Raw genomic sequence first — 24,672 nt, forward strand, 5'->3', positions numbered from 1 at the left:
ATCGCGCCGAAGTTTCTATTTATCAAAGCAATAGCTTGTTTAATTGAGAGGCGCCGCCTAGTATCCAGGCTCCTTTGGCGTTCTCCTTCGTTCTCATGTCGTCCTCCTCCTCTTCCCTCGATGCCGCCGCCGTTGGCGCGCCGCCGCCCACCGCCGCCTGGCGCGAGCTGTTCAGCGGGCGCAACGGCTGGCGCGCGCTGGCGCTGACCGGCGGCGTCGCGCTGCACGCGGTCAACGTCCACATCGTGACCACCGTGCTGCCCTCGGTGGTGCGCGAGATCGGCGGGCTCGACTGGTACGCCTGGAGCACGACCCTGTTCGTGGTCGGCTCGATCCTCGGCGCCACGCTGTCGGTGCGGCTCTTGGCCGCGCGCGGGCCGCGCGGCGCCTGCCTCACGGCGCTGGCCGTGTTCACCGCCGGCTCGGTGGGCTGCGCGCTGGCGCCGGCCATGCCGTGGCTGCTCACGGGGCGCACGGTGCAGGGCCTGGGCGGCGGCCTGCTGGCGGCGCTGAGCTACGGGCTGATCCAGCGCGTGTTCGAACCCCGGCTGTGGCCGCGCGCGGTGGCGCTGGTGTCGGGCATGTGGGGCGTGGCCACGCTGTGCGGGCCGGCCGTGGGCGGGCTGTTCGCGCAGGCCGGCCACTGGCGCTGGGCCTTCTGGGCGCTGCTGCCGGTGGCGGCGGCGCAGGCCCTGCTGGTGGCGGTGCAGCTGCGGCCCGCGGCCGGCATCCGGCATGACCGCCCGGCGCAGATGCCGCGCGTGCCGGCGCCGCAGATCGCGCTGCTGGCGCTGTCGGTGCTGGTGATCGCCGCCAGCGGTTTCTGGCCCGGCCTCGCGGGGCAGGCCGTGGGCGTGGCGCTGGGCCTGGCCATCGGCTTCGCCGCCACCCGCATCGACCGCCGCACCGGCGCCGTGCGCCTGCTGCCGACCGGCGCCTACGCCCTCGGCACGCCGCTGGGTGCGATCTACGCGAGCGTCGCGCTGCTGCTGATCGGCACCACCACCGAGATCTTCGTGCCCTACTTCTTGCAGCTGCTGCACGGCCACTCGCCGCTCGCGGCGGGCTACCTCACGGCGGCGATGGCGGGCGGCTGGAGCATCGGCTCGCTGACCTCGTCGGGCCGCACTGGCGCAGGCGCCGACCGCATGCTGCGCGCCGGGCCGGTGGTCTGCACCGCAGGCCTGCTGGCGCTCGCGTGGCTGTTGCCGACGCCGGGTGCGCTGGACGCCAATGTCGAGACCTCGCTCGTGGCCGTGGCGCTGGCCGCGGTCGGCTTCGGCGTGGGCATCGGCTGGCCGCACCTGCTGACGCGCGTGATGGCGCTCGCGCCGCGCGGCGAAGAAGGCTTGGCGTCCGCCTCGATCACGACCGTGCAGCTGTACGGCATGGCCGTCGGCGCGGCCGTGGCCGGGCTGGTGGCGAATGCGGCGGGGCTCACGGTGCCCGGCGGCGTGGACGGTGCGCGCTCGGCCGCGATCTGGTTGTTCACGGTCTTCGCGCTGGCGCCTGCCATCGCCGCGTGGCTGGCGTGGCGCGCGGTGGCGCGGCGCTAAGCCAGTACGCCTTCCCAGGCCAGCGCGCGCCGACGTCCACGTTCGCGGCGCGTTTCGCCGCGCAAGGTGGCGACGAGGTCGTACACATCGGCCGGCAGGTGCGCACCGCGCCACGCGATGTGCTGGTCGGCGCGGCACATCACGAGGCGGTGCGCATAGGCCTTGGGCAGGCTCGCGGTCTCGATGTCGAGCACCGTGAGCGGCATGCGGTACGCGGCGGCCGCGCGCTCCAGCGGACGCACGTCCACGCTGCGGTCGAAGCGCAGCAGCGTGTAGCCCGGGCCGAAGGCGTCGTACAGCGAGCGCCCGTCGGCCAGCCAGAAGTGCGGCGCGCGGCAGCCGGGCACGGTGGAGGGCGTGAACTCGCCCATCGAGTAAGGCGGCGCGCGGTGCTCGCCGTCGGGCACGATGATCGGCGAGCCCGTGTAGAAGTAGCCGAAGTTGAGCCCGCCGCAGCAGAACTGCTGCACGTTGAGCGCGTAGGCCTCGCGGCCGATTTCGGCGCGCTGCGCGTCACCCGCGGGGCCGGGCGCCTCGATGTCGGGCGGCACGGCGCGGCGCGCGCGGATCATCTTTTGCGCATGGTCCATCGCGAACTGCGACACCTGCTCGGTGATCGGCAGCCGCTCGGCCTCGTAGGCGTCGAGGATGGCCTCGTCGCCCCAGCCCTGCACGCAGGCGCCCAGCAGCCACGAGAGGTTGAGCGCGTCGGCGATGCCGGCGTTCATGCCGTAGCCCGCGTAGGGCACCCACAGGTGCGCGGCGTCGCCCGCGAGGAACACGCGGCCGTCGCGAAAGCGCGTGGCCACGAGGCGCCGGCCGATCCAGTCTTCCTTGCTGATGATGTCGTAATGGAAGTCGGGGCCCACGCCCAGGATCTCTCGGATCGAGGTGTCGCGGTCGACCGAGTCGAACTCGGGCTCTTCGGCGTTCAGGTGGTTGTGCACCAGCCAGGTCTCGTGGCCGTCGATGGCGAACATCGTGCCGCAGCGGCGCGGGTTCATCGCGTAGTACGACCACGCGGGCTTGCCTGGAATCATGTCGCGCAGCTGCGGCGCGCGGATGAAGGTCGACTGCACGCGCTGGATGACGGCCGTGCCTTCGAGCTTCGCGCCGATCTGCTTGCGCACCGGCGAGCTGCCGCCGTCGCAGCCGACCATGTAGCGGCAGCGGATGCTGCGCGTGGCGCCGCTGTCCATGTCGGTGGCGATGGCGCTCACGCCGTCGGCGTCCTGTGTGAAGCGCTCGAAGCGCGTGCGGTTGAGCAGCGTCACGCCCGGCAGCGCGGCCGTGTGCTTCAGCAGAATCGGTTCGAGGTAGATCTGGTTGATGCGGTGCGGCGGCTCCGGCGTGGGCCACCACGCGTCGGGGCCCTCGGTCTCGGTGTAGCGGTCGCGCCGGCACGGAATGGGAATGCGCGTGAGCTCGGTGCCCGTCACCGTGGTGCGAAACACCACGTCGTTCGGGTGGTCGGCCGGCAGCCCGGCATCGCGCAGCTGCTGCGCCACGCCCAGGCGGCGGAACTGCTCCATGGTGCGCGAGGCCACGTGGTTGCACTTCACGTTCGGCGGCTCGGCGAAGCGGCGCGTCTCGCACAGGATCACCGAGACGCCGCGCGAGGCCAGGTCCATCGCCAGCGTGAGGCCCACGGGGCCGGCGCCGACGATCAGCACGTCGGCTTGCATCGAGGTGTCGGCGGTCTTCGTCATGTCTCTATCGGCTTGTCGTTCAATCGAGCTTGATGTGGGCGTCCTGGATCACCTGGGCCCACTTCTTCGTCTCGGCGCGGATGTAGCTGTCGAAGGATTCGACCGAGCCCGGCGCCGGCTCCACGCCGAGCGCGCGCATGGCGGTCTTCACCTGCTCGTCGCCGAGCGCGGCGTTGAGCTCGGCATTGAGCCGCGCCACCACCGGCGCGGGCGTGCCGGCCGGCGCGACCACGCCGAACCAGCCGGTCGAGTCGTAGCCCGGCAGGCCGGCCTCGGCCACCGTCGGCACCTCGGGCAGCATCGGCAGGCGCTGCGGGCTGGTCACGGCGAAGGCGATCAGCTTGCCGGCGCGGATCTGCTGCAGCGACGAGGGCAGGTCGACCACCGCCAGCGGAATCTGCCCGCCCAGCACGTCGAGCGCCGCCGGGCCCGAGCCGCGGTAGGGCACCTCGACCAGCCGCGTGCCCGCCATCTGGTTGAACAGCGCCGCCGACAGGTGCATGGCCGTGCCGTTGCCGCCATGGCCGATCGACAGCGTGCCCGGCTTCGCCTTGGCCAGCGCGATGAGTTCGCGCTGCGTCTTCGCGGCCACCGAGGGGTGGCCGACCAGCACGAAGGGAATGGCCGCCAGCATGCCCACGGGCTTGAGGTCTTTCTGCGGATCGAAGGGCATCTGCGGGTACAGGCTCACGTTGGCCGCCAGCGCGCCCGCCGCGCCCACGCCCAGCGTGTAGCCGTCGCCCGGCGCCTTGGCCACCAGCGTCAGCCCCACGTTGCCGCCCGCGCCGGGACGGTTGTCGACCACCACCTGCTGGCCCAGCTTCTCGTTCAGGCGCGGCACCAGCATGCGCACCACGCCGTCGGCGCTGCCGCCGGGCGGGAAGGTCACGACCATGCGGATCGGCTTGGTAGGGAAATCGCCCGCCGGGGCTTGCGCCAGCGCGGTGCCGGCCACCAGCGCGCCGGCCACGGCCCACAGCAGTTGCCTGCGTCGCCCACGAAATGCGTGCATGCCGCGGGCGATGGGTGCTGTCATTCGGGCCTCTCCTTGAATTCGGTGCTTTGATCGGAGATTGAACGATGGCAGCATTCATTCGTAAATCAAGAAATTCCGAATGATTTTTCAAATTTTCTGATGAATACGAACTTCAGTCCTACGATCCGCCAGCTGCGTGCGTTCCTCGCGGTCTACCAGCTGCGCAAGCTGGGCGCCGCGGCCACGCGGCTGTTCGTCACGCAGTCGGCCGTGAGCATGCTGATTCGCCAGCTCGAGGAAGGCCTGGGCACGCGCCTGTTCGACCGCACCACGCGTGCGCTCAAGCCCACGGCCGCAGCCGAACAGATGATTTCCACCGTCGAGCGCGTGCTGCGCGACGTCGATTCGCTGTCGGCCGATTTCCGCGAACTCGCCACGCTGGAACGCGGTCGCGTGACGCTGGCCATCACGCCCACGCTGGCCGGATTTTTATTGCCCGATGCGCTGCGCGCCTTCGGCGAGCAGCACCCGAAAGTTCGCGTGCTGGTGAACGACTGCGCGCCCGACCAGTTCCTGTCGCGCATCCTCGGCGAGCACGTCGACTTCGGCATCGGCACGCCCGAGCGGCCCGGTCCCGAGGTCGAGGTGCAGCGCCTCCTGCGCGACCACCTCGCCGTGGTGTGCCGCACCGACCACCCGCTGGCCAAGGCACGCGTGGTGCGCTGGTCGGACCTGGGCCGCCACCCGGTCATCACCGTGCGCCCCGGCTACGGCGTGCGCCCGCTGATCGACGGCACGGCGGCGGAGGCGGGCGTGACGCTCGACGTGGTGAACGAGGTGTCCTTCCTGTCCACCGCGCTGTGGATGACGGCGGCGGGCATGGGCGCATCGATCATGCCGTCGGCCTTTGCGCGCGCCGAGAAGAACCCGGTGCTCGTGGTGAAGGTGCTCAGTGCGCCGCGCGTGGTGCGCGACATCTCGATCGTCACCAAGCGCGGCCATTCGCTGTCGGCGGCGGCGCGGGCGTTCATCGAGGCGTTGAAGCAGAGCCTGCAGTAGCCGCGGGGGCGGGCCGGTCGTATGCTGGCCGGTCTTTTTCTTTGCGCGAAAGCAGGTGCCCCATGACCACAACCACACGGTCCCGTTTCTCTTCCGCATGGCTGGTCCTGGCATTCGGCCTGATGCTGTCGATGCTGCTCGTGGCCTGCGGCAACAAGGAGGCCGAGCAGCGCAGCGCCTTCATCGCCTACCTGCAGACCCGCGTGCTCGACAAGCCCGGCTTGCGCGTGCCCACGCCCACCGCCGAAGAAAAGGCATCGTTCGGCGACTACGCGCAGCACTACGCGGTGATCACCGATTTCAACGAAGGCATGAACAAGTCGGTGAGCCAGCCGATGACGCAGGTCATGAACAAGGGCGCGCTGCGCTCGTTCGTCGACCTGCCGGCGCGCCGTGACGATCTCAAGGCCGCCAAGGAGGGCCTGGGCGGCCTTCGCACCGCGCTCGATCAGCAGTTGGCCAAGGCCGATGCGGCACGCGCGCAACTCAAGCAGCCCGACGACCTGAAGCAGGTCTATGCCAAGGCCTACGAGAAGACCGTGACCACGCCCGCCACCACGTTCAAGGAGGTGTTCCCTCCGGTCGACGCCGTGATTGACAGTGCGTTGGCCATCGCCGATTTCATGGAGAAGAACAAGTCGAAGCTTCGGGTTTCCGGCGGCATGCTCACCGTGACCGACCCGGCCGTGGGGGACGAACTCAACAAGATGGCGCAGCAAATGGGCAAGCAGTCGGCGGCGATCAACACCGCGCAGGACAAGATGCGCGCGGTGATGCGCGGGTCTTGATCAGACGAAGTGGTCGAAGGAGCCGAAGCGCTGTGACACCGGCGCGCCGCTCGCATCGACGATGCGCAGCCCCGCGTCCGCCTCGATGCGGCCGATGCGCGTCACGCGCGTGGCGCTCGCCTGCCCGGCCTGCTCCACTGCCGCACGCGCCGAGGCCGGCGCGGTGAACACCAGCTCGTAGTCGTCGCCGCCCGAGAGCGCGCAGGTGCGCAGCGCCTCGGCGGGCAGGCCGGCCGTGTCGACCGCGATCAGCGCCGTGGTGGCATCGGCGTCGAGCGTGGCGCCCACGCCGCTGGCCGCGAGGATGTGGCCCAGGTCGCCGATCAGGCCGTCGCTCACGTCCACCGCCGAGGTGGCGATGCCGCGCAGCGCCTGGCCCAGCGCCACGCGCGGCGTGGGTTGTTCCATGCGTGCGCGAGCCTGTGCGAAGGCCTCGGCAGGCAGGCTCAGCGTGCCGCGGAACACCTCGAGCGCCAGCCGCGCATCGCCGAGCGAGCCGCTCACCCACAGGTCGTCGCCCGCGCGCGCGCCCGAGCGCAGCAGCGCGGCGCCGGCCGGCACCTCGCCGAACACGGTGATGCAGATATTGAGCGGGCCGCGCGTGGTGTCGCCGCCCACCAGCTCGCAGCCGTGGGCGTCCGCCAGCGCGAACAGGCCGCGCGAAAAACCTTCGAGCCAGGGCTCGTCCACGCCGGGCAATGCCAGCGCGAGCGTGAAGGCCAGCGGCTTCGCGCCGCAGGCGGCCAGGTCGCTGAGGTTCACGGCCAGCGCCTTGTGGCCCAGCCGGGCCGGCTCCACGGTCGAGAGAAAGTGCCGCCCCTCCACCAGCATGTCGGAGGACACGGCGAGCTGCATGCCCGCGGCCGGCGCGAGCAAGGCGCAGTCGTCGCCCACGCCCAGCGGCGAGCGCGTGGCGGGGCGTTTGAAATAGCGTGTGATCAGGTCGAATTCACCCATGGGTGCGAGAGCATAACGACCTGGCGCGGGGCCGCCCGCCGCGGCGCCCACGGGAAAGGGGGCTGACACTGGAAGCATTTTGTAATACCGTCATGCAAGCGGATACACCGAAAGTCCAAACAGGAGGAGGCCGCCATGACAGCCATCGTGCAGGGAGGCGTGTCCGCCGAGGCAGACACCGACCGGATCGTTGCCTTGCTGTACGACGGGATCACCTGTCCCGGCGACTGGTACGACGCGCTCGATGCCATGCGCGAGGTGCTCGGCGCCGCCTGCTTTCACACGCTCACGGTGCGCCGCGCCGACTGCTCGGTGGTGGGCGCGGGGCTCGCCAACCTGGAGAGCCCGCCCGACAAGGTACGCGAGTACGAGCAGCACCTGGCGCGCGACGACATCCGCATGCAGATGCCGGTCAACGCCCCGCTGGGCACGCCGGTGACCGACCACGCCTACTTCGGCGCGCGCACACTGTCGCGCAGCCCGATCTATGTCGACTGGCTCGCGCCGCTCGGCCTGCGCCACACGCTCGCCATGGGGCTGCGCGCCGACGACGACACGCGCGAAGTGCTCGGCTTCATCCGCCCCCGGGCCGAGGCGCCCTACGGTCCTGAGAGCGAGGCCTTCTGCCGGCGCCTGTCGCCGCACCTGGTGCGTGCCAGCGAGCTGCGCGCCCGCATGGCGCAGCTGGGCGAGCATGCGGCGACCGGGCTGTCGGCGCTCGACGCACTGCCGCAGGGCATCGCCGTGGTCGACGAGGCCTGCCGCATCGACCACCTGAACGCGCGCGCGGCGGCCTGCGCGGGCCGCGGCGGCCTGTTCGACAGCGCGCAGGGGCGATTGCGGCTCGCGTCGTCCGCGCTGCAGTCGGCCTTCGAGCAGCGGGTGCGCGAGGCCTGCGCCCCGGCCGGCGGCGCGCGGGCCGGCGTGCTGCACCTGCCCGTGGCCGGCAGCGTGGTCCGCATCACGGTGCTGCCGCTCAAACCTTCGCACCCACTGGCCGTGCTGCGCCAGCGCCACCGCGCGCTCGTGGTCTTCGCCCATCCGGCCGAGGCGGCGCCCGTGGAGCCGCGGCAGCTGGAAAGCCTGCTCGGCCTGAGCCCGACCGAAGCGCGGCTCGCGCTGCTGCTGGCGAGCGGCAAGACCGTCAAGGACTTCGCCGCCGCGCAGCACTGCTCCGAACACACGGCGCGCAGCCACCTGCGCAACGTGATGCGCAAGACCGACTGCCACCGGCAGGCGGAGCTGGTGCTGCTGGTGCAGTCGCTGCGGGACTGAGCAGCAGGTTCTACTGCGAACGGGGGATGGCGCCGCGCGGCGGTTGCGAGAACCATGGCGCCCTCTACACGAGGAGTTCGCCATGGCTGTCTACTGGGACGAGACCAAGATGCAGATGGGCCCGCACGGCACCGCGACCATCCTCGCCTTCGGCGATTCGTGGTTCTGGTACCCGCTGCCGGGCGGCAGCCTGCTGAACTTCCTGGGCGACGTGGTCGGCGCGCGCGGCCACGTGATCCTGGCCAAGGGCATGAACGGCGCGGAAGCCCAGGACTACGTCGAAGGCAAGTACCGCAACGCCGTGCGCGAGTCGCTGCGCCTGTACGGGCCGACGCTGTCGGCGGTGTTCATCAGCGGCGGCGGCAACGACTTCGCGGGCTTCAACGACCTGCGCCCGCTGCTCAAGTCCGATTGCACGGGCGAGACGCAGGCCGCGCAGTGCTTTCGCAACGGCAAGGGCGGCTTCGACCAGTTCCTTGTCGACATGGACGAGCAGTACCGCGCGCTCATCGGCCTCATCTACACCCGCACCAGCGTGGACTGCCACATCGTCATGCACAGCTACGACTACGCGCCGCCCACCGGCAAGGCGCTGTTCGGGCGCGAAGGCTGGCTGCGCCCGGCGCTGGTCGACGCGGGCGTGGCGCCCGAGCTGTTCAAGCCCTGCGTCGACCACCTGATCGACGGCTTCCACGGCATGCTGCAGAACATCGCCGCGGGCGACCCGCAGCACCTGCACGTGGTGGACAGCCGGGGCACGCTGGGCCCGACCGACTGGGCCAACGAGCTGCATCCCAACGGCCGCGGCTTCAAGAAGATCGCCGTGGAGCGCTGGAAGCCGCTGCTGCAGCCGTTGAGCCTGGCCTGACCTGAGTTCCGGTGAGGGTCAGACGCCGCGCGCGCGGCGGTTGGACATGACCACGTTGTCCTTCTCGATCGCGGTACCGCTCTTCAGTGCAGCGACCCACACGTCGGTCGTCGCCACGGCCGCGAAGTTGCTGTGGAACACGACGCTGAAGACGCGGTGGATCTCTTCGGCGCTCACGCGGCCCGCCGCGTTCTCGTAAGGCAGCGCGCCGGTGGCGTCCGACAGGAACTCCACGTTCAGCCCGCGGTGCATGGCTTCGAACACGGTGGAAGCGTCGCAGTTCTGCGTCATGTAGCCGGTCACGCTCAGCGTGTCGATCTCGTGGCGCGCGAGCCAGTCGGCGAAGTCGGTGCCGGTGAAGACGCTCGGGAAGGCCTTGGTGATGAGGTGGTCGCGCGGGCGCTGGGCGATCTCGGGGTGCAGCTGGCCGTGGAAGTTGTCGGCCTGGAAGACCGGCGCACCCTTCGGCGCGTGGTGCTGCACGACCACCACCGGCACGCCGGCCGCGCGCGCCGCGTCCATGGCCTGCGCGATCTTCGGCAGCGAGCTCTCGACCGGCGGGTATTCGATCGGCAGGCCGCCGCCTTCGAAGTATTCGTTCTGCACGTCGATGACGACGAGGGCGCGGCGCGGTGCGGTTTGGCTCATGGGTATCTCCTTCGGTGGTTGTGTGTGTCTGGAATGGCTCGATTCTTCGCGCACCACGGGTTTTGCGACAGTGGCCCGAAAGCCATTCATCGATAAGATCGGGCCATGCGCCCCTCTGCTGTTGAAACCATTGCCGTCGTGGCCTTCGACGGCATCAGCCCCTTCCACCTCTCCGTGCCCTGCATGGTGTTCGGCGAAGACCGCACCGACACCGGCGCGCCGCGTTTTCGCGTGCAGGTCTGTGCGCCCGAGCCCGGGCCGCTGGCCACCAACGCGGGCTTCACGCTCGTGGTGCCGCACGGCCTGGAGGCGATCCGCCGCGCGCAGATCGTGGTGGTGCCGTCCTGGCGCGACGACGGCCGGCCCGCGCCGCCCGCGCTCATCCGTGCGCTGCAGGCGGCGCACCGGCGCGGCGCCACCGTGGTCGGGCTGTGCCTGGGTGCTTTCGTGCTGGCCGAGGCGGGCCTGCTCGACGGCCGGCCCGCCACCACGCACTGGCACCTGGCCGCAGCCTTCGCCAAGCAATATCCGCAAGTCGTGCTGCAGCCCGAGGTGCTGTACGTGGACGACGGCGACGTGCTCACTTCGGCGGGCACGGCCGCCGGCATCGACTGCTGCCTGCACCTGCTGCGCGTGCGCTACGGCGCCGACACCGCGAACCGCGCCGCGCGGCGCATGGTCGTTGCGCCGCACCGGCAGGGCGGGCAGGCGCAGTACATCCAGCAGCCCGTGCCGGCGGCGGCCGAACGCGACCGGCTCACGCCGCTGCTCGAATGGCTGGGGCGGCATCTGCAGGTGCCGCACGAACTCGACGACCTCGCCCGGCGCGCGCTCATGAGCCGGCGCACCTTCACGCGGCGTTTTCGCGAATCGACGGGCACGACGGTCGGCCAGTGGCTGCAGAACCAGCGGCTGGCGCTGGCGCAGCGGCTGCTCGAAACGACCAACCGCTCCGTGGAGCGCGTGGCGGCCGATGCGGGCTTCGGCTCGGCGGTGCTGCTGCGCAAGCACTTCGCCACGGCGTTCAAGGTGTCGCCGACGGTGTACCGCCGGCAGTTCTCCCAGGAGGCCGTGGCGGCCTGAACAACGTCAGGCCGCGCCGCGAAAGCGCAGCGAGGCTTGTCGCACGACCTCGGCCAGCAGCCGCTCCTTGCCCTGCTTCTCGCGCAGCCAGCGCGCGTCGTTGCGGTTGGCCTCGACGCTGGTGCGCAGCTCGCCCAGTGCCTGCGTGGCGTTGAGCGCCTCGCTGTGCCATTCGAGCTGGGTCATGGTCATCAGGATGTGGTCGCGCAGCGGCATGTGCTGGCCGCTGGCCGGGTCGACGTACACCGCGTCCAGGCCGAAGCGGCAGGCCTGGAAGCGGTTGTAGGTGTAGACGAGGTAGTCGTCCTCGCTCGGCTCGAAGGGCTGCTCTTGCAGGAACCACGCGGCCAGCGACTGCACGTAGCCCGCGAGCGCGGCGGCGCGCTCGATGGTGAGCGGCGTGTCGAACACGCGGATCTCGATGGTGCCGAACTCGGGCTTGGGACGGATGTCCCAATAAAAGTCTTTCATGCTGCGCACGACGCCGGTGCGGGTCATGCGCTCGAAGTAGGCCTCGAACTCCTTCCAGCTCGTGGTGAAGGGCGCACGGCCCGAGAGCGGGAACGCGAACACGGAATTGAGCCGTGCCGAGTCGAACTGCGTGTCCTGCCCCTGCACGAACGGCGACGAGGCCGACAGCGCGATGAAGTGCGGGATGTAGCGCGACATGCGGTGCAGCATCAGCAGCGCCGAATCGGCGTCGGGGCAGCCGATGTGGACGTGCTGGCCGAAGATGGTGAACTGCTTGCTCAGGTAGCCGTACAGCTCCGACAGCTCGCGAAAGCGCGGCTTGTCGTAGATGCGCCGTTCGTGCCATTGCTGGAAGGCATGCGTGCCGCCGCCGACCACCGCGATGTTGAGCTTGTCGGCGTTCTTGATCAGCGCCTCTCGGATCGGCGACAGCTGCGTGATCACGTCCTGCGCCGAGTGGCAGATGTCGGTCGAGATCTCGATCATGCTCGAGGTCATCTCGGGCACCACGCTGCCGGGCAGCGGCGTCTGGGCCATCAGGCGCAGCATGTCTTCGGCATACGGCGCGAGGTCGTAGTCGTGCGTGTTCACGAGCTGCAGCTCGAGCTCCACGCCGAGCGACAGCGCTTCCGACTTGTTGAAGGGCTCGAGCTTGACGGCGCGGCTGGCCGGATCGGCAGGCAGCGGCGCAGAGCGGACGTCGTCGCTGTCCGGGTCGATCGGGAGGACGGAGGTGGGGTTGCTGTTGCTGCTCATCGCTGCGTGTCTTCCGTGGTGCTGAAGGCCTGCGGCGTCCAGGGGACCGAACTCTCGCCCACGGCGTGGATCGCCACGGTGGCGAGCACGGCGCCCATCACTTCCATCAGCAGGATCGAGGGCAGGGCGACCTGCGTGATCATGGTGCCCAGAAGCGGCGAGGCCGAGGCGAAATTGGAGGCGATCAGCAGGGCGATGGACGACAGCGGCGTCATCGCGCAGCCGACCCAGAAGGCCTGCTTCCAGCTGGCGCCGCTGCCCGGGTTGGCAATGGCCACGCCCGAGATCTTGGTGACCAGGCGCACGCCGATCACGGCCAGCACCACGCTGGCCACGGGCAGGGTCCAGTCGGCCTGCGCCGCCACCATCGACACCAGCACGAACATCAGCATGGTCAGCAGCGACGAGGCGGTGCCGAGCTGGCGCTGCCAGGCCCAGGGCTTGGGGTTGAGCGTCTTGAGCAGCACGCCGCCGATGAGCGCCGCCAGCGGCGCCGAGCCGCCGATGTGGGCCGTGAGCGCCGCGCCCGCCGCGATGATCGCCAGCAGCAGGATCGAGGTGTTCTCGCTGTTCGGGCTCATCACGCGCAGCGCCGAGCGCAGCGCCAGCGCCATGATCGCGCCGACCACGAACGACATGCCCAGCACCACCGCGACCGGGTAGAGCTTGAGCATCAGCGACTGCGGCGCGCGCTCGATCAGGCCGGCCTGCGCGTAGCCCAGCGTGAGGGCGTAGAAGGTGTTGAGCGTGGCCAGCGTCATGGCGCGCTCGGTCACCGGGCCGGCGGCGCGGGTGTCCATGATCACGCGGCTGAGCACGGCCGGCGAGGCGACGATCGCCATCAGTGCGATGGGGTTGGCCACCGGCTCGGGCAGGCCCAGAAGAATCAATATCCAGTACACGCCGAAGTAGGTCAGCCCCGCCTCCAGCAGGCTTTGCACCAGCACCATCGGGTTGTGGCGGAACCAGCGCAGCGGCAGCCGCCCGCCGGCCTCGAACAGCACCACGGCCGCGCCCAGCTCCAGCAGGAAGAGGCTGATGCCGCGCAGCGGCCAGATCGCGCCCTCGAAACCGGCAAAGCCCACCACCGCGCCCACCACCGAATAGCCGATGACCTTGGGCATCCCCAGGTAGCGCTGCACCAGGTGGCCGGAGGCCGCGGCGGCGGCCACCAGCAGGGCCCAGAGCACGGTGGGCAGGCCGGCCGAGGGGCGCGCCCATTCGGCCCAGAAGCCCTGGAGTTCGGCGAGGAGTGCGGTCAGGTTCATGTAGGCAGGAAGAAGCTCACCGGCCGGCTGCGCCAGCGGGCCCAGATCGCGCTGCGGATGCGGGCGCGGTCACCGAGGCTCACGCTGTGCGCGCGCAGCGCCAGACGGAAAGCGAAGTAGAAACTCACGCTCACATTGAGCGCGCCGATCACCGGGATCGCCGCAACCGCCCACCACAGGGCCGGCTGGTGCAGTGCCGGCAGGCCGATGGATGCCGCCGCGGCCGCGATCTGGCCGGCCGACAGCGTGACATGGCGCACATCCAGCCCGAGCCCGAAGAAGCCCGCGAACGCGGGCAGCAGTCCGAGCATGAGTCCCAGCGAGATGTTGGAGGCGAAGCCTGAGATGTGTGTGCGCATGAAGGCGGCCCAGCGACGGGCCCGGGCGGCACCGAGAAAGGCGCCGATGCGAGGGTTGTAACGCATGGCGGAGTCCAGGCGATGCAGGACAAAGGCGTTTTCTGTCCAGCCGGCGATGATGCTGGACGAAAACAGCAGGATGCCGGTGATTGCCGCGAAAAGCACGGTCGGTCCGAGCAGCGACAGCGAATGCAGCGTCGAGGCCGCATGCGCCGCGTCCAGCAGCGGCCGGCCCAGCGCGGCCTGCCAGCCCAGCACCAGCAGGCCCACCGCCGGCACCACCAGCAGCACGTTGCCCAGCACGGCCGCCACCTGCGAGCGCACGAGGTTGGCCACCTCGTCGACGAACTGGTCCACGGCGTCGTCCGACTTGATGTCGCGCAGCCGCGCCGCCATGGCGGGCGCGGTCATGGCCGGCTGCTTGGTGGCCAGCGTGAGGTGCAGCAGCTGGATCGCCACGAAGCTGGCCGCATACATGAGGCCCGCGGCCAGCCCGCTCCAGAAGGCCGACAGGGCCAGCGCGTAGATGCCGAACTTGGCCAGCACCGTCAGCGCCGTGAAGGCGCCGCCGCCGGCGGCCTTCTTCACCATCTGCAGGTAGCTGCGGCGGTCGCGGGTGATGTAGTGCTCGCCCGTCTCGGCGCTGCGCTCGGTCACCTTGGCCGCGAGCATCGACGAATTGGAGGCGATCAGCGCGCGGATGCTGTTGCGCTCGCCGCCCGCCAGCACCAGCTTGCCGACCAGCCGCGCCATGCTGGGCCCCGGCACGGGCGACATCAGGCAGTCGAGCAGCTCGCGGATGCGCAGCACGCGCTCGCGCAGCTGGCGCAGCCGGAACACCAGGCCGACGGAGATGCCGTTGTCTTCCAGGTGCGTGTAGACCGACGAGGCGCTGGAGCGGCAGGCGTCGAGCCGGTCGCGGAAGGCCACGAAGGCGGCCTGCAGGGATTCTTCGTCGCGCGGCAGGGCGAACATCTGCTCGCGCAGCGCGTCCAGGTCGGCCATGAGGGCGTGGAAGGGGCGCGCCTCGCCCGCTTCGGGGCTGATGCGCAGCCGCAGCTCGGGCGAAAAGCCCGTCGCCACCACCTGGCTGCAGCAGTAGGTGACGGCGTCCATCACCGTGTGGCGCCAGCGCGCCGAGCCGTCGGGCATGGGCGCCGCGTCGGCCAGCAGCGCGCCGATGCGCGCGAGCTGGGTGTCGTCGAGCAACGCGATCCAGCCGGCGTCGAACACGCCGGGCAGCACCAGCCGGAACAGGTCCGAGGCGTCGGTGGTCTCGGGCGTGCCCGGCAATATCTTGCGGCGCATGCGTTCGCCGAACTCGCTCAGGAAGGCGGTGCGCGGCGCAAAGCCGTAGTCGGCCAGCAGCGCCGTGAGGTCGACCGACTGCGTGAACGCGCGCCACCAGGCGCGCAGCCGCTCGCACAGCTCGGGCCGTGCCTCGACGGCGTCGAGCAGCAGCTGCACGCGGCCGATGGCGGCCTGCGGCGAGGCGCGGTCGCCGCGCAGCCAGTCGAAGAGGTTGATGAGCCAGATGTGGCGCTGCGCCACATCGGCCGTGGGGTCGAGGCCGGCAAGCAGCCCCTGCAAGTCGCGAGATGCAGCAGCCATGATGAATTCGTAACGGATCAGTGCGGGGAACACCGCGGAACCGGCTCAGCCGGGCCGCTGGTGTTGCCCCCGGCGAGGGGGAAGGAGAAGCGACACGAAGTGCGCGAAGCCTGGGGGAGTACCTAGTGAAGCACCCGGGACACCGGGGTTCCGCCAACGTCGGCTTCGAGCACGAACATGGGAACGGGCACGTCGAAGCGCTCGCCTTCTTCGGTCACCACGAAGAAGCTGCCGTGCATGGTGCCGCTGGCCGCCTGCAGGCGGCAGCCGCTGGTGTAGCGGAACGATTCGCCGGGCGCCAGCAGCGGCTGCTGGCCGATCACGCCGAGGCCCTTGACCTCCTGCGCATGGCCCGAGGCGTCGTTGATGAGCCAGTGGCGCGCGATCAATTGCGCGCCCACCGTGCCCACATTGGTGACGGTGATCGTGTAGGAGAAGGTGTAGACGTTGTCCTTGGGCGAGGACTGGTCGGCCAGGTAACGCGGTTCGACCTGTACGCTGAAGGGGCTGTGTGACATGGGGCGCATGGTAACGGAGGCCTTTCCTCGGACTTCCGACGGCTGCGAGAATCCGGGGTTATGAGCAGCACCCCGTTCCGCATTGCGCCCTCCATTCTTTCCGCCGACTTCGCGCACCTCGGCCAGGAACTGACCGACGTGATCGCGGCCGGCGCCGACTGGATCCACTTCGACGTGATGGACAACCATTACGTGCCGAACCTGACCTTCGGCCCCATGATCTGCCAGGCCCTCAAGCCCTACGCCAAGACCGCCGACGGCACGCCCGTGCCCATCGACGTGCACCTGATGATCCAGCCGGTCGACGCGCTGGCCGCGTCTTTTGCGCAAGCGGGCGCTGACTACATCAGCTTTCACCCCGACGCCTCGACCCATGTGCACCGCAGCATCCAGGCCATCAAGGCCGCCGGCTGCAAGCCCGGCCTGGTGTTCAACCCGGGCGCCGGCCTCGAGGCGCTGGACTGGGCCATCGACGACATCGACCTGATCCTCATCATGAGCGTCAACCCCGGCTTCGGTGGCCAGAGCTTCATCGACTCGGCGCTGCGCAAGATCGAGCAGGCGCGCAAGCGCATCGAGCAGAGCGGGCGCGACATCCGCCTCGAGGTGGACGGCGGCATCAAGGCCGACAACATCGCGCGCGTGGCCTCGGCCGGCGCCGACACCTTCGTGGCGGGCAGCGCGATCTTCAACGCCAAGGACTACGGCGCGGTGATCGGCGACATGCGCCAGCAGCTGGCCACCGTCAAGGCCTGACCTTGCCGTCGGGCGTGCGCTCGGGCGTCAGCCCGCGGTCGGTGTCGACCACGCCGCGTTCCACGTCCTCGTAGCCGCGCCGGCCCTTCTCGGGCGGCTGGCCGTCCTGCATCACCTGGCTGTCCGACGACTGGTCGCGCTCGTGCGGCAGGCGCGGCGCCGATTCGCCGTCCTGTGCGACGCGGGTGGTGTCCTTCTTGTCCTTGCGCGGTTGCTGGGCCATCGTGTGCTCCTTCAAAGTTCGGGTCTGGCGCCAGCTTGCGCGGCGCCCCGCCACGGGGCGGTAGGACAGGCCAGGGCGCGGCTGTAGGTTCGCGCTGCGCGCCCGCCAAGCCACAGGGTCTTGCCTTTTGCGCGGCCACAGTCGCCTCCGCATAATCGCCCGCATGTCCACCCCGCTTTTCGACGACGCCGCGACCGCCACCGACAGCCTGCGCCTGCATGCGTTCGCGTCGCTGAACCCCGGCCCGCGCCTGCTCGTGATCGGCGGGGTGCACGGCGACGAGACCTGCGGCACCGAGGGCATCGCGCGCGTGCTGGCCGAGTTCGATGCCGGCGACTTGCGCCTGCTGCGTGGCGAACTCACGCTCGTGCCCGTGGCCAACCCGCTCGCGCGGCGCCGCCTGCAGCGCGAGGGCCAGCGCAACCTCAACCGCCTGTTCCGCCCGAGCGAGACACCGGCCGACTACGAGGCCCGCATCACCAACCGGCTGGCGCCCGTCATCGCGCGCCACGACGTGCTGCTCGACCTGCACTCCTTCCAGAGCGAGGGCGAGGCCTTCGCCATGATCGGCCCGCGCGACAACAGCGGCAGCCTCGAACCCTTCGCGCGCGCGCAGGAAGAAGGCCGGCTCGCGCTGCACATCGGCACGCCCATCGTGGTCGAGGGCTGGCTCGACATCTACGCCGCCGGCCTCGCGCAGCGCGGCGCGGCGGTCGACGAGGCCGCCATCGACTTCGGCCGCGGCACCAACGAGTACATCCGCAGCTGCGGCGGCTACGGCGTCACGCTCGAATGCGGCCAGCACCAGGACCCGCAGGCGCCGCAGGTGGCGTGGGCGGCCATCCGCCGCACGCTCGCGCTGCTGGGCATGGCGGCGCTGCCGCCGGGCCTGTCGGCCGCGCCCCCGCAGCCGCCCCAGCTGCTGCGCCTGGCCAGCGTGACCGACCGCCTGCACGAGGACGACAGCTTCGTGCGCGACTGGGCCACCTTCGACCCCGTGCAGCGCGGCGAGCCCGTGGGCATGCGGCACGACGGCACGCTGGTCAGCGCGCCCGACGACGGCTTCATCGTGTTCCCGAACGCGATGGCGCTGCCGGGCGCCGAGTGGTTCTACTTCGCGCGGCCCAGCGAACGCGTGCTCGACCCGACCGCCTGAGGCTCGCGCCTGTCGGCGCCCTCCTACCGGTGACGCCCACCTTCTCCCACAGACGGGGAGGGGCGGCCACTACGGCCCGCGCACCGGGCCCCACCTAAGCTTCCTCTTTGCGGATTTGCCGGCTTGCGGCCCCGCTTCTCTCGGAGGGAAAAACATCATGGAAATCTCGGCACTGTTCGATTCGCTCATGGGCACCTGGGGCGACGACATCCTGATCTGGGCGGTGGCTGCCGTGACCGCCTGCATCGGCCTGATCGCCGTGGTGAACGTGCTCGACATCTTCGTCGGCAGCGGCAACAGCAACGAGGCCGGCTGAGCCGACCCGCATCGATGCCCAGAACCCCGATGTCCCCCCAGAACAAGGCCGCCGCAGGCCGCCGCGCCAGCACCGCCAAGACCGGTGACGGCGCCAACGCCAAGCAGCTGCAGCTCGAGGGTTTCACCACCGAGCACCCCCCGCACCTGACGACCAACCAGGGCCTGCAGGTTCCGGACAACCACAACTCGCTCAAGGCGGGCGTGCGCGGGCCGACGCTGCTCGAAGACTTCATCCTGCGCGAGAAGATCACGCACTTCGACCACGAGCGCATTCCCGAGCGCGCCGTGCACGCGCGCGGCTCGGCGGCGCATGGCTACTTCCAGGTCTACCAGTCGATGTCGCAGTACACCTGCGCCGACTTCCTGCAGGACCCCGATGCGAAGACGCCCGTGTTCGTGCGCTTTTCCACCGTGGCCGGCTCGCGCGGCTCGGCCGACACCGTGCGCGACGTGCGCGGCTTCGCCGTCAAGTTCTACACGCGCGAGGGCAACTACGACCTCGTGGGCAACAACATCCCCGTGTTCTTCATCCAGGACGCGATGAAGTTCCCCGACCTCATCCACGCCGTGAAGCCCGAGCCGCACCACGAGATGCCGCAGGCCGCGAGCGCGCACGACACCTTCTGGGACTTCGCTTCGCTCATGCCCGAGAGCACCCACATGCTGATGTGGGCCATGAGCGACCGCGCCATTCCGCGCAGCCTGCGCATGATGGAAGGCTTCGGCGTCCACACCTTCCGCTTCGTCAACGCGCGCGGCGAGAGCCACTTCGTGAAGTTCCACTGGAAGCCCAAGCTCGGTGTGCACGGCCTCGTGTGGGACGAGGCACAGAAGATCGCCGGCAAGGACCCCGACTTCCACCGTCGCGACCTCTGGGAGGCCATCGAGCAGGGCCATTTCCCCGAGTGGGAACTCGGCGTGCAGCTCATTGCGCCCGACAAGGCCGAATCGCTGGGCTTCGACCTGCTCGACCCGACCAAGCTGATCCCCGAAGAGATGGTGCCCGTGCAGCGCATCGGCAAGCTGGTGCTCAACCGCAACCCCGACAACTTCTTTGCCGAGACCGAGCAGGTGGCCTTCCACCCGGGCCACGTCGTGCCCGGCATCGACTTCAGCAACGACCCGCTGCTGCAGGGGCGCCTGTTCAGCTACACCGACACGCAGATCTCGCGCCTGGGCGGCGCCAACTTCCACGAGCTGCCGATCAACAAGGCCGTGTGCCCGTTCCACAACATGCAGCGCGACGGCATGCATCGCCAGACCATCGCGCGCGGCCAGGTCGCCTACGAGCCCAACACGCTGGGCAGCGGCACCGAGTTCCGCGTGGACGGCGGCAGCCACGGCTTCCAGTCGTTCCCCGAAGAGATCGAGTCGCCGAAGGTGCGGCGCCGCAGCCCCTCGTTCGACGACCACTTCACGCAGGCGCGCCTGTTCTTCAACAGCCAGAGCATGGCCGAGAAGGAGCACATCGTCGCGGCCTTCCGCTTCGAACTCTCGAAGCTCGAAGTGCCCGCCATCCGCCAGCGCATGGTCGACAACCTCGCGCACGTGGACGAGAAACTCGCACGCCGCGTGGCCGAGCCGCTGGGCATCGGCGAGCCCGACGCGAAAGCGGCCGCAGGGTACTCGGGCTTTCGCGAACACCGCATCGAACTGCCCATCGACGAATCGCCCGCGCTGCGCATGAGCGACGGCAGCGCCGACGGCGTGGTGCGCACGCGCAAGGTCGCGATCCTCGTGGCCGACGGCGTCGACTCGGCCTCGCTGAAGCCCATTCGCGACGCGCTCGAACAGGTGGGCGTGCTGTGCAAGGTGGTGGGCCCGAAGCTCGGCACCGTGGCCAGCGCGTCGAAGCGCCAGATCGACGTCGACATGACCTTCACCAACACCGCCTCGGTGTTGTTCGACGCCGTGCTCGTGCCGGCGGGCGCCGAGGGCGCCGCCGCGCTTGCGGCGCAGGGCGATGCCGTGCACTTCGTGCTCGAGGCCTACAAGCACTGCAAGGCGATCTGCGCGGTGGGCGAGGGCGTGCAGTTGCTGGCCACGCTGGGCGTCACGCCCGAGGGCGAGGCACCGGCCGGCGTGGTGGTGGCCGAAACGCCTGTCACGAACCTGGGCGACGCCACGGCGGCGACGCAGATTGCGCACGACTTCATCGCGGCGATTGCGAAGCACCGGCATTGGGATCGACTCAACATCGACAGCGTGCCCGCGTAGCGTGAGCAGGCTCTACGCCATTTGCGCTAGACCGTATTGCGAATAGGCGAGGTGAACACCCGCTCCTAGACTTTCCCACGAGGCCTGAACGGCGCGCACTCCCGCGGCGTCGAGCGTTCGCGGCAGCGAGTGCATGGGTCGAGGGGGTTCAATGGCGTGGTTTTCGAGATGGGGATGTGCGCATCCGGCGCGTCGCCGTGCCGGTCTTGCCGGTGCGGTCGGCCTGATGGGTGTGCTGCTTCTGGGCCCCGGCGGTCCTTCGGCGCTGGCACAACGTCCGGCGCCACCACCTGCAACTCCCGCCGCTGCGGCGGGCGGCCCGAATGCCGAGGCCGCGGCCGACCGGATGGCGCAGGCGCGGCTGGCCGACACCGACACGCTGCTGGCCCTGACCAGCGAAGGCGCGGTGCTCTACGGCCAGGACGCGGTCAAGCTCTCGGGCTATCAGTACTGCAGCCAGGCGGTCGCCTTGGCCGAGGCGGGCGAGTTTCGCCAGAGCGTGCGCGCCGCGAGCAAGGCGCTGCATCTGGCCAACGCCACCAGCGACCCGAACCTGCGCGCCGTGGCCAACCGCGACCTGGCGATCGTCTACAGCTACTCGGGCCAGCTCGAGAAGGCCGAGGAGTTCGCGCGCGAAGCGCTGCGCCACACCGCGCGCGACCCCAAGCTGGTGGTCGGCCCGGTGCAGAAGGTGATCGGCGACGTGCGCACGCGGCGCGGCGACTTCGCCGGCGCGGTGCTCAGCTACGACGAAGCACTGGCCAACAGCTCGCCGCGCTATGCACCGCTGGTGCAGGCCTCGCTGGTCAACGCGCTCATCGAATCGGGTGACGCGGCACGCGCGCGCCAGGTGCTCGGCGACATGGCCGAGCCGCGCGAGGCGCCGCTGGCCGCACAGCTCGAACGCACGCGCGCCCGTCTGCTGCTGGCCGAGAACAAGCCGGCCGAGGCACGCGACAAGTACCGTGCGCTCACCACGCGCCAGGTCGGCACCGACACCGCCTACTACCGGCTCTGGGCCTGGGACGGCGTGGCGCGCAGCGAACTCGCGCTGGGCCAGAAGCAGGCCGCCGCCGAGGCCGCGGGCCGCGCGCTCGCCGACGTCGACCAGGTGCGCGCGCGCTTTCGCAGCGAAGAAGTGAAGATGGGCCTGTTCTCCGACCTGCAGTCGGTGTTCGAACGCGGCGTGGCGGTGTACAGCGAGGCCGGCGATCCGCAGCGCGCCTTCGAGGTCAGCGAGCACAGCCGATCGCGCGCGCTGCTCGATGCGGTGCGCGGTCGCGCCAAGCTCAGTGAATCGTCGGCCGGCACGGTCGGCGTGGCCGCGCTGCAGCGCACGCTGGCGGCCGACGAGCGCGTGGTGCAGTACCACGCGCTGCCCGACCGCCTGATGGTCTGGGTCGTGGGGCCGGACAGCATTGTCGAAAAGCGCATCGCGGTGAAGCGCGACGAACTCACCGAACTCGTCGAGACTTTCCGCAACTCGATCGTGCGCGGTCGCCGCGCGGCCATCACCAACGCCGACAAGCTCGGCGCCGCGCTGCTGGGCCCGCTGGGCCTGACGCCGGGCCAGCGCGTGGTGGTGGTGCCGCACGGGCCGCTGCACTACCTGCCGTTCCAGGCGCTGCGCCTGGACGGGCGCTACCTCATCGAGACGCACCCGGTGTCGGTGGCGCCGTCGATCAGCATCGCGGTGCAGCTGGCGCAGCGCACGCCGCGCGTGAACGCGTCGCTCACGGCCTTCGGAAATCCGCGCATCGAGGACAAGTACGACCTGCCCGGCGCCGAGACCGAGGTCAAGCAGCTCGCGCAGCTCTTCCCGCGCAACACGGTGTACATGGGCGCGGCCGCCACCAAGACGCAGTTCCGCGACGTGGCCTCGCGCTCGCCGCTGATGCACGTGGCGGCGCACGCCGAGGCCGACGAGGTCGATCCGCTGTACTCGCGCATCCTGCTGGCCAACGAAGGCGGCAAGCAGAACTTTCTCGAGGCGCACGAGATCCTGGCACTGCCGATGGACGGCACGGCGCTGGTCACGCTGTCGGCCTGCGAGTCGGGCCTGGGGCGCATCGCGCAGGGCGACGAGGTGCTGGGTTTCACGCGCTCGTTCCTCTCGGCCGGCAGCTCCAGCCTCATCGCCTCGCTGTGGCCCGTGTCGGACGACGCCACCGCCGTGCTCATGGGCACGCTCTATGGCGAGCTCGCCAAGGGCCGCGACATCCAGAAGGCCATGCAGGCCGGACAACTGGCCGTGCTGAAGGACCCCAAGATGTCCCACCCCTTCTTCTGGGCGCCGTTCAACCTCATCGGCAACTGGCGCCTCACGGTGGGGAGCTGACCATGTCTTCGCCACGCTCCCTCCTGCAAAGAAGCACTGCCATGGCCCCTGCGATCCGCCTTCGTCCTCGGCCGACGCCGATCGCCATTGCGGCGACTGCACTCGTCGGCGCCACGCTGTGGGTCGCCATGCCCCGCGCCCATGCGCAGGAAGCCACCACGTTGTTGCCCACCAAGGACCCGTGCGGCAGCTGCGACCGCCCCGTGGCGCAGGCCACCGGCGCCGTCGCCCCGCAAACCCTGCCCGCGCCGCCACAGCGCGCCGCCGCGGGCAGCTTCAAGCTCACCGACCTGCGCCTGAACGGCGTGAAGGCGCTGAGCAACGAAGAGCTGCAGACCATCACCGCGCCCTACATCGGCCGCGACGTCACGCTCGGCGACCTCGAAGGCCTCGCGCAGGCCATCACCACGCGCTACAAGGAGCGCGGCTACTTCCTCGCGCAGGCGGTGGTGCCGGTGCAGACCGTGCGCGACGGCATCGTCGAGATCAGCATCATCGAAGGCCGGCTCGGCAAGGTCGACGTGCTGGTCGCGCCCGAGGCGCCGATCAGCGAGGCGCGCGTGCGCGGCTTCCTGGCGGCGCTGCAGCCGGGCGAGGCGGTGAACGCGCCGGCCTACGAGCGCGCCATGCTGCTGCTGTCGGACCAGCCCGGCCTCAAGGTGTCGTCCAGCCTGCAGGAAGGCGCGCAGGCCGGCACCACCGACCTGTCGGTGGAGGTCGAGGCCGGCGCGCGCTGGGCCTTCTCGGCCGAGGCCGACAACCACGGCACCAAGGAGGCGGGGCGCTACCGCGTGGGCGGCACGGCGCGCTGGCTCAGCCCCTTCGGCATCGGCGACAACCTCGATGCGCGCCTGCTGCTGTCCAACAGCAACGCGCTGCAGTACGGCCGCGTGGCCTACGAGGCGCCGCTGGGCACCAGCGGCCTGCGCGCGGGCATCGGCATCTCGCGCGTGAGCTACGACCTGGGCGGCAAGTTCGTCGACCTCGACGCGCGCGGGCGCGCCGACGTGCTCGACGTGTCGCTCAACTACCCGCTGATCCGCCAGCGCCAGCAGAACCTGTTCCTGCGCCTCACGGCCGACGTGAAGGACCTCACCGACGAACTGCGCGGCGTCGACTTCACGGCGAAGAAGCGCGTGCAGGGCTTCGGCATCGGTTGGGCCTGGGAGCGGCGCGACGAGGTGCTGGGCGGCGGCTACTGGGCCAGCTCGGGCACGCTGTACCACGGCGACCTGTCGATCCGCGACGCACAGAGCTTCCAGTCCGACCAGCAGTTCGGCGGGCGCCACACCGAAGGCGGCTTCACGAAGCTGAGCTTCCAGGTGTCGCGGCTGCAGGCCATCGTGCCGCGCCACTCGCTGTACTTCTCGGTCGGTGGGCAGTGGGCCAGCAAGAACCTCGACGCCTCCGAAAAGCTCGCGCTCGGCGGCGCGCGCGCGGTGCGCGCCTACCCCTCGGGCGAGCTGCTGGTGGACCAGGGCCTGATCGGCACCTTCGAATACCGCTGGGCCGCCACCGACGAGATCACGCCCTACCTGTTCTACGACGCGGCACGCGGAAAGATCGCGCGCCATCCCTCGCCCTTCGACGGCGAGAACACCCACAGCCTGCGCGGCTACGGCATCGGCCTGAGCTGGTCGCGCCCGGGCAACTTCTCGATCAACGCCACGCTCGCCTGGCGCGCCGGCACACCGCCCGCGCAGACCGACGGCGGCGGGCGCAACCCGCGGCTGTACGTGCAGCTGCAGAAGGCGTTCTGACC

The 24,672-nt window shown here is 70.3% G+C and carries 21 protein-coding genes; 12 read left to right on the top strand and 9 right to left on the bottom strand.

Annotated features, from left to right (window positions below):
• Window positions 1-95: 95 nt before the first annotated feature.
• A complete protein-coding gene (locus tag ACAM42_RS02815; protein ID WP_369631043.1) occupies window positions 96-1,556 on the top strand; it encodes an MFS transporter in 1,461 nt (486 codons plus the stop codon).
• Here ACAM42_RS02815 and ACAM42_RS02820 read toward each other — a convergent pair.
• A complete protein-coding gene (locus ACAM42_RS02820; protein ID WP_369631044.1) occupies window positions 1,553-3,265 on the bottom strand; it encodes an FAD-dependent oxidoreductase in 1,713 nt (570 codons plus the stop codon). The two genes, ACAM42_RS02815 and ACAM42_RS02820, sit on opposite strands and share 4 nt — an antisense overlap.
• Window positions 3,266-3,284: 19 nt before the next feature.
• The gene (locus ACAM42_RS02825) at window positions 3,285-4,301 is read right to left on the bottom strand and encodes a tripartite tricarboxylate transporter substrate binding protein (protein ID WP_095949682.1); all 1,017 of its coding nucleotides are present in this window, start codon (window positions 4,299-4,301) and stop codon (window positions 3,285-3,287) included.
• Window positions 4,302-4,400: 99 nt separating this feature from the next.
• On the opposite strand from ACAM42_RS02825, the gene ACAM42_RS02830 reads away from it, so the two are divergent.
• Both ACAM42_RS02830 and ACAM42_RS02835 read left to right on the top strand, forming a co-directional pair.
• The gene (locus ACAM42_RS02830; protein WP_062482610.1) at window positions 4,401-5,300 is read left to right on the top strand and encodes a LysR family transcriptional regulator; all 900 of its coding nucleotides are present in this window, start codon (window positions 4,401-4,403) and stop codon (window positions 5,298-5,300) included.
• 62 nt (window positions 5,301-5,362) lie between these two features.
• The gene (locus ACAM42_RS02835; protein ID WP_369631045.1) at window positions 5,363-6,088 is read left to right on the top strand and encodes a DUF3053 domain-containing protein; all 726 of its coding nucleotides are present in this window, start codon (window positions 5,363-5,365) and stop codon (window positions 6,086-6,088) included.
• On the opposite strand, the gene thiL is transcribed toward ACAM42_RS02835, so the two are convergent.
• Window positions 6,089-7,045, bottom strand: a complete 957-nt coding sequence (gene thiL / locus ACAM42_RS02840) for a thiamine-phosphate kinase (protein ID WP_369631046.1) — start codon at window positions 7,043-7,045, stop codon at window positions 6,089-6,091.
• 135 nt (window positions 7,046-7,180) lie between these two features.
• Between thiL and ACAM42_RS02845 the strand changes: the two genes are divergently transcribed.
• Window positions 7,181-8,320 (top strand): helix-turn-helix transcriptional regulator, encoded by a 1,140-nt coding sequence (locus ACAM42_RS02845; RefSeq protein WP_369631047.1) that lies wholly within the window; start codon window positions 7,181-7,183, stop codon window positions 8,318-8,320.
• Between the two features lie 82 nt (window positions 8,321-8,402).
• Entirely contained in the window at window positions 8,403-9,188 is a 786-nt protein-coding gene (locus tag ACAM42_RS02850) for an SGNH/GDSL hydrolase family protein (RefSeq protein ID WP_341889549.1), read from the top strand.
• Window positions 9,189-9,206: 18 nt separating this feature from the next.
• Here the strand turns inward: ACAM42_RS02850 and ACAM42_RS02855 are convergent, their stop codons facing one another.
• Entirely contained in the window at window positions 9,207-9,836 is a 630-nt protein-coding gene (locus ACAM42_RS02855; protein ID WP_369631048.1) for an isochorismatase family protein, read from the bottom strand.
• A gap of 105 nt (window positions 9,837-9,941) precedes the next feature.
• Between ACAM42_RS02855 and ACAM42_RS02860 the strand changes: the two genes are divergently transcribed.
• Entirely contained in the window at window positions 9,942-10,919 is a 978-nt protein-coding gene (locus ACAM42_RS02860; protein ID WP_369631049.1) for a GlxA family transcriptional regulator, read from the top strand.
• A gap of 6 nt (window positions 10,920-10,925) precedes the next feature.
• Here ACAM42_RS02860 and ACAM42_RS02865 read toward each other — a convergent pair whose 3' ends face one another.
• The 4 genes from ACAM42_RS02865 to apaG form a co-directional block, all read right to left on the bottom strand.
• Complete coding sequence (locus ACAM42_RS02865) at window positions 10,926-12,146, bottom strand: YbdK family carboxylate-amine ligase (RefSeq protein ID WP_062480995.1); 1,221 nt, start codon at window positions 12,144-12,146, stop codon at window positions 10,926-10,928.
• A complete protein-coding gene (locus ACAM42_RS02870; protein WP_062480997.1) occupies window positions 12,143-13,414 on the bottom strand; it encodes a cation:proton antiporter in 1,272 nt (423 codons plus the stop codon). Before ACAM42_RS02870 ends, ACAM42_RS02865 begins: the two co-directional genes overlap by 4 nt.
• Window positions 13,411-15,384, bottom strand: a complete 1,974-nt coding sequence (locus ACAM42_RS02875) for a site-specific recombinase (protein ID WP_354347960.1) — start codon at window positions 15,382-15,384, stop codon at window positions 13,411-13,413. The genes ACAM42_RS02870 and ACAM42_RS02875 overlap by 4 nt, the downstream gene beginning before the upstream one ends.
• Before the next feature lie 122 nt (window positions 15,385-15,506).
• Complete coding sequence (apaG, locus tag ACAM42_RS02880; protein WP_095949675.1) at window positions 15,507-15,902, bottom strand: Co2+/Mg2+ efflux protein ApaG; 396 nt, start codon at window positions 15,900-15,902, stop codon at window positions 15,507-15,509.
• A 60-nt stretch (window positions 15,903-15,962) separates the two neighbouring features.
• Between apaG and rpe the strand changes: the two genes are divergently transcribed.
• Window positions 15,963-16,658, top strand: a complete 696-nt coding sequence (rpe, locus tag ACAM42_RS02885) for a ribulose-phosphate 3-epimerase (protein ID WP_062480999.1) — start codon at window positions 15,963-15,965, stop codon at window positions 16,656-16,658.
• On the opposite strand, the gene ACAM42_RS02890 is transcribed toward rpe, so the two are convergent.
• The gene (locus ACAM42_RS02890; protein WP_369631050.1) at window positions 16,648-16,881 is read right to left on the bottom strand and encodes a hypothetical protein; all 234 of its coding nucleotides are present in this window, start codon (window positions 16,879-16,881) and stop codon (window positions 16,648-16,650) included. The genes rpe and ACAM42_RS02890 overlap by 11 nt on opposite strands.
• Window positions 16,882-17,044: 163 nt before the next feature.
• Here ACAM42_RS02890 and ACAM42_RS02895 point away from each other — a divergent pair, with 163 nt between their 5' ends.
• The 5 genes from ACAM42_RS02895 to ACAM42_RS02915 all read left to right on the top strand — a co-directional run bounded on the left by ACAM42_RS02895 (window position 17,045) and on the right by ACAM42_RS02915 (window position 24,670).
• Window positions 17,045-18,037 (top strand): succinylglutamate desuccinylase/aspartoacylase family protein, encoded by a 993-nt coding sequence (locus ACAM42_RS02895; protein WP_307587680.1) that lies wholly within the window; start codon window positions 17,045-17,047, stop codon window positions 18,035-18,037.
• 157 nt (window positions 18,038-18,194) lie between these two features.
• Complete coding sequence (locus ACAM42_RS02900) at window positions 18,195-18,353, top strand: hypothetical protein (RefSeq protein ID WP_369631051.1); 159 nt, start codon at window positions 18,195-18,197, stop codon at window positions 18,351-18,353.
• Window positions 18,354-18,382: 29 nt separating this feature from the next.
• The gene (locus ACAM42_RS02905) at window positions 18,383-20,572 is read left to right on the top strand and encodes a catalase (RefSeq protein WP_369631052.1); all 2,190 of its coding nucleotides are present in this window, start codon (window positions 18,383-18,385) and stop codon (window positions 20,570-20,572) included.
• A 226-nt stretch (window positions 20,573-20,798) separates the two neighbouring features.
• Window positions 20,799-22,910 carry a CHAT domain-containing protein gene (locus ACAM42_RS02910; protein ID WP_369631053.1) on the top strand — a complete coding sequence of 704 codons (2,112 nt, stop codon included), beginning with the start codon at window positions 20,799-20,801 and terminating at the stop codon, window positions 22,908-22,910.
• 41 nt (window positions 22,911-22,951) lie between these two features.
• Window positions 22,952-24,670, top strand: a complete 1,719-nt coding sequence (locus ACAM42_RS02915; protein ID WP_369631054.1) for a ShlB/FhaC/HecB family hemolysin secretion/activation protein — start codon at window positions 22,952-22,954, stop codon at window positions 24,668-24,670.
• The last annotated feature ends 2 nt before the right edge of the window (window positions 24,671-24,672 follow it).

This window comes from Variovorax sp. V35 (genome assembly GCF_041154465.1).
Lineage (GTDB): Bacteria > Pseudomonadota > Gammaproteobacteria > Burkholderiales > Burkholderiaceae_C > Variovorax > Variovorax boronicumulans.

Excerpts from the sequence above, each read along its gene's own strand:
- ACAM42_RS02815 (WP_369631043.1), top strand. The coding sequence starts at position 96 with ATGTCGTCCTCCTCCTCTTCCCTCGATGCCGCCGCCGTTGGCGCGCCG.
- ACAM42_RS02820 (WP_369631044.1), bottom strand. The coding sequence starts at position 3,265 with ATGACGAAGACCGCCGACACCTCGATGCAAGCCGACGTGCTGATCGTC.
- ACAM42_RS02825 (WP_095949682.1), bottom strand. The coding sequence starts at position 4,301 with ATGACAGCACCCATCGCCCGCGGCATGCACGCATTTCGTGGGCGACGC.
- ACAM42_RS02830 (WP_062482610.1), top strand. The coding sequence starts at position 4,401 with ATGAATACGAACTTCAGTCCTACGATCCGCCAGCTGCGTGCGTTCCTC.
- ACAM42_RS02835 (WP_369631045.1), top strand. The coding sequence starts at position 5,363 with ATGACCACAACCACACGGTCCCGTTTCTCTTCCGCATGGCTGGTCCTG.
- thiL (WP_369631046.1), bottom strand. The coding sequence starts at position 7,045 with ATGGGTGAATTCGACCTGATCACACGCTATTTCAAACGCCCCGCCACG.
- ACAM42_RS02845 (WP_369631047.1), top strand. The coding sequence starts at position 7,181 with ATGACAGCCATCGTGCAGGGAGGCGTGTCCGCCGAGGCAGACACCGAC.
- ACAM42_RS02850 (WP_341889549.1), top strand. The coding sequence starts at position 8,403 with ATGGCTGTCTACTGGGACGAGACCAAGATGCAGATGGGCCCGCACGGC.
- ACAM42_RS02855 (WP_369631048.1), bottom strand. The coding sequence starts at position 9,836 with ATGAGCCAAACCGCACCGCGCCGCGCCCTCGTCGTCATCGACGTGCAG.
- ACAM42_RS02860 (WP_369631049.1), top strand. The coding sequence starts at position 9,942 with ATGCGCCCCTCTGCTGTTGAAACCATTGCCGTCGTGGCCTTCGACGGC.
- ACAM42_RS02865 (WP_062480995.1), bottom strand. The coding sequence starts at position 12,146 with ATGAGCAGCAACAGCAACCCCACCTCCGTCCTCCCGATCGACCCGGAC.
- ACAM42_RS02870 (WP_062480997.1), bottom strand. The coding sequence starts at position 13,414 with ATGAACCTGACCGCACTCCTCGCCGAACTCCAGGGCTTCTGGGCCGAA.
- ACAM42_RS02875 (WP_354347960.1), bottom strand. The coding sequence starts at position 15,384 with ATGGCTGCTGCATCTCGCGACTTGCAGGGGCTGCTTGCCGGCCTCGAC.
- apaG (WP_095949675.1), bottom strand. The coding sequence starts at position 15,902 with ATGTCACACAGCCCCTTCAGCGTACAGGTCGAACCGCGTTACCTGGCC.
- rpe (WP_062480999.1), top strand. The coding sequence starts at position 15,963 with ATGAGCAGCACCCCGTTCCGCATTGCGCCCTCCATTCTTTCCGCCGAC.
- ACAM42_RS02890 (WP_369631050.1), bottom strand. The coding sequence starts at position 16,881 with ATGGCCCAGCAACCGCGCAAGGACAAGAAGGACACCACCCGCGTCGCA.
- ACAM42_RS02895 (WP_307587680.1), top strand. The coding sequence starts at position 17,045 with ATGTCCACCCCGCTTTTCGACGACGCCGCGACCGCCACCGACAGCCTG.
- ACAM42_RS02900 (WP_369631051.1), top strand. The coding sequence starts at position 18,195 with ATGGAAATCTCGGCACTGTTCGATTCGCTCATGGGCACCTGGGGCGAC.
- ACAM42_RS02905 (WP_369631052.1), top strand. The coding sequence starts at position 18,383 with ATGTCCCCCCAGAACAAGGCCGCCGCAGGCCGCCGCGCCAGCACCGCC.
- ACAM42_RS02910 (WP_369631053.1), top strand. The coding sequence starts at position 20,799 with ATGGGTGTGCTGCTTCTGGGCCCCGGCGGTCCTTCGGCGCTGGCACAA.
- ACAM42_RS02915 (WP_369631054.1), top strand. The coding sequence starts at position 22,952 with ATGGCCCCTGCGATCCGCCTTCGTCCTCGGCCGACGCCGATCGCCATT.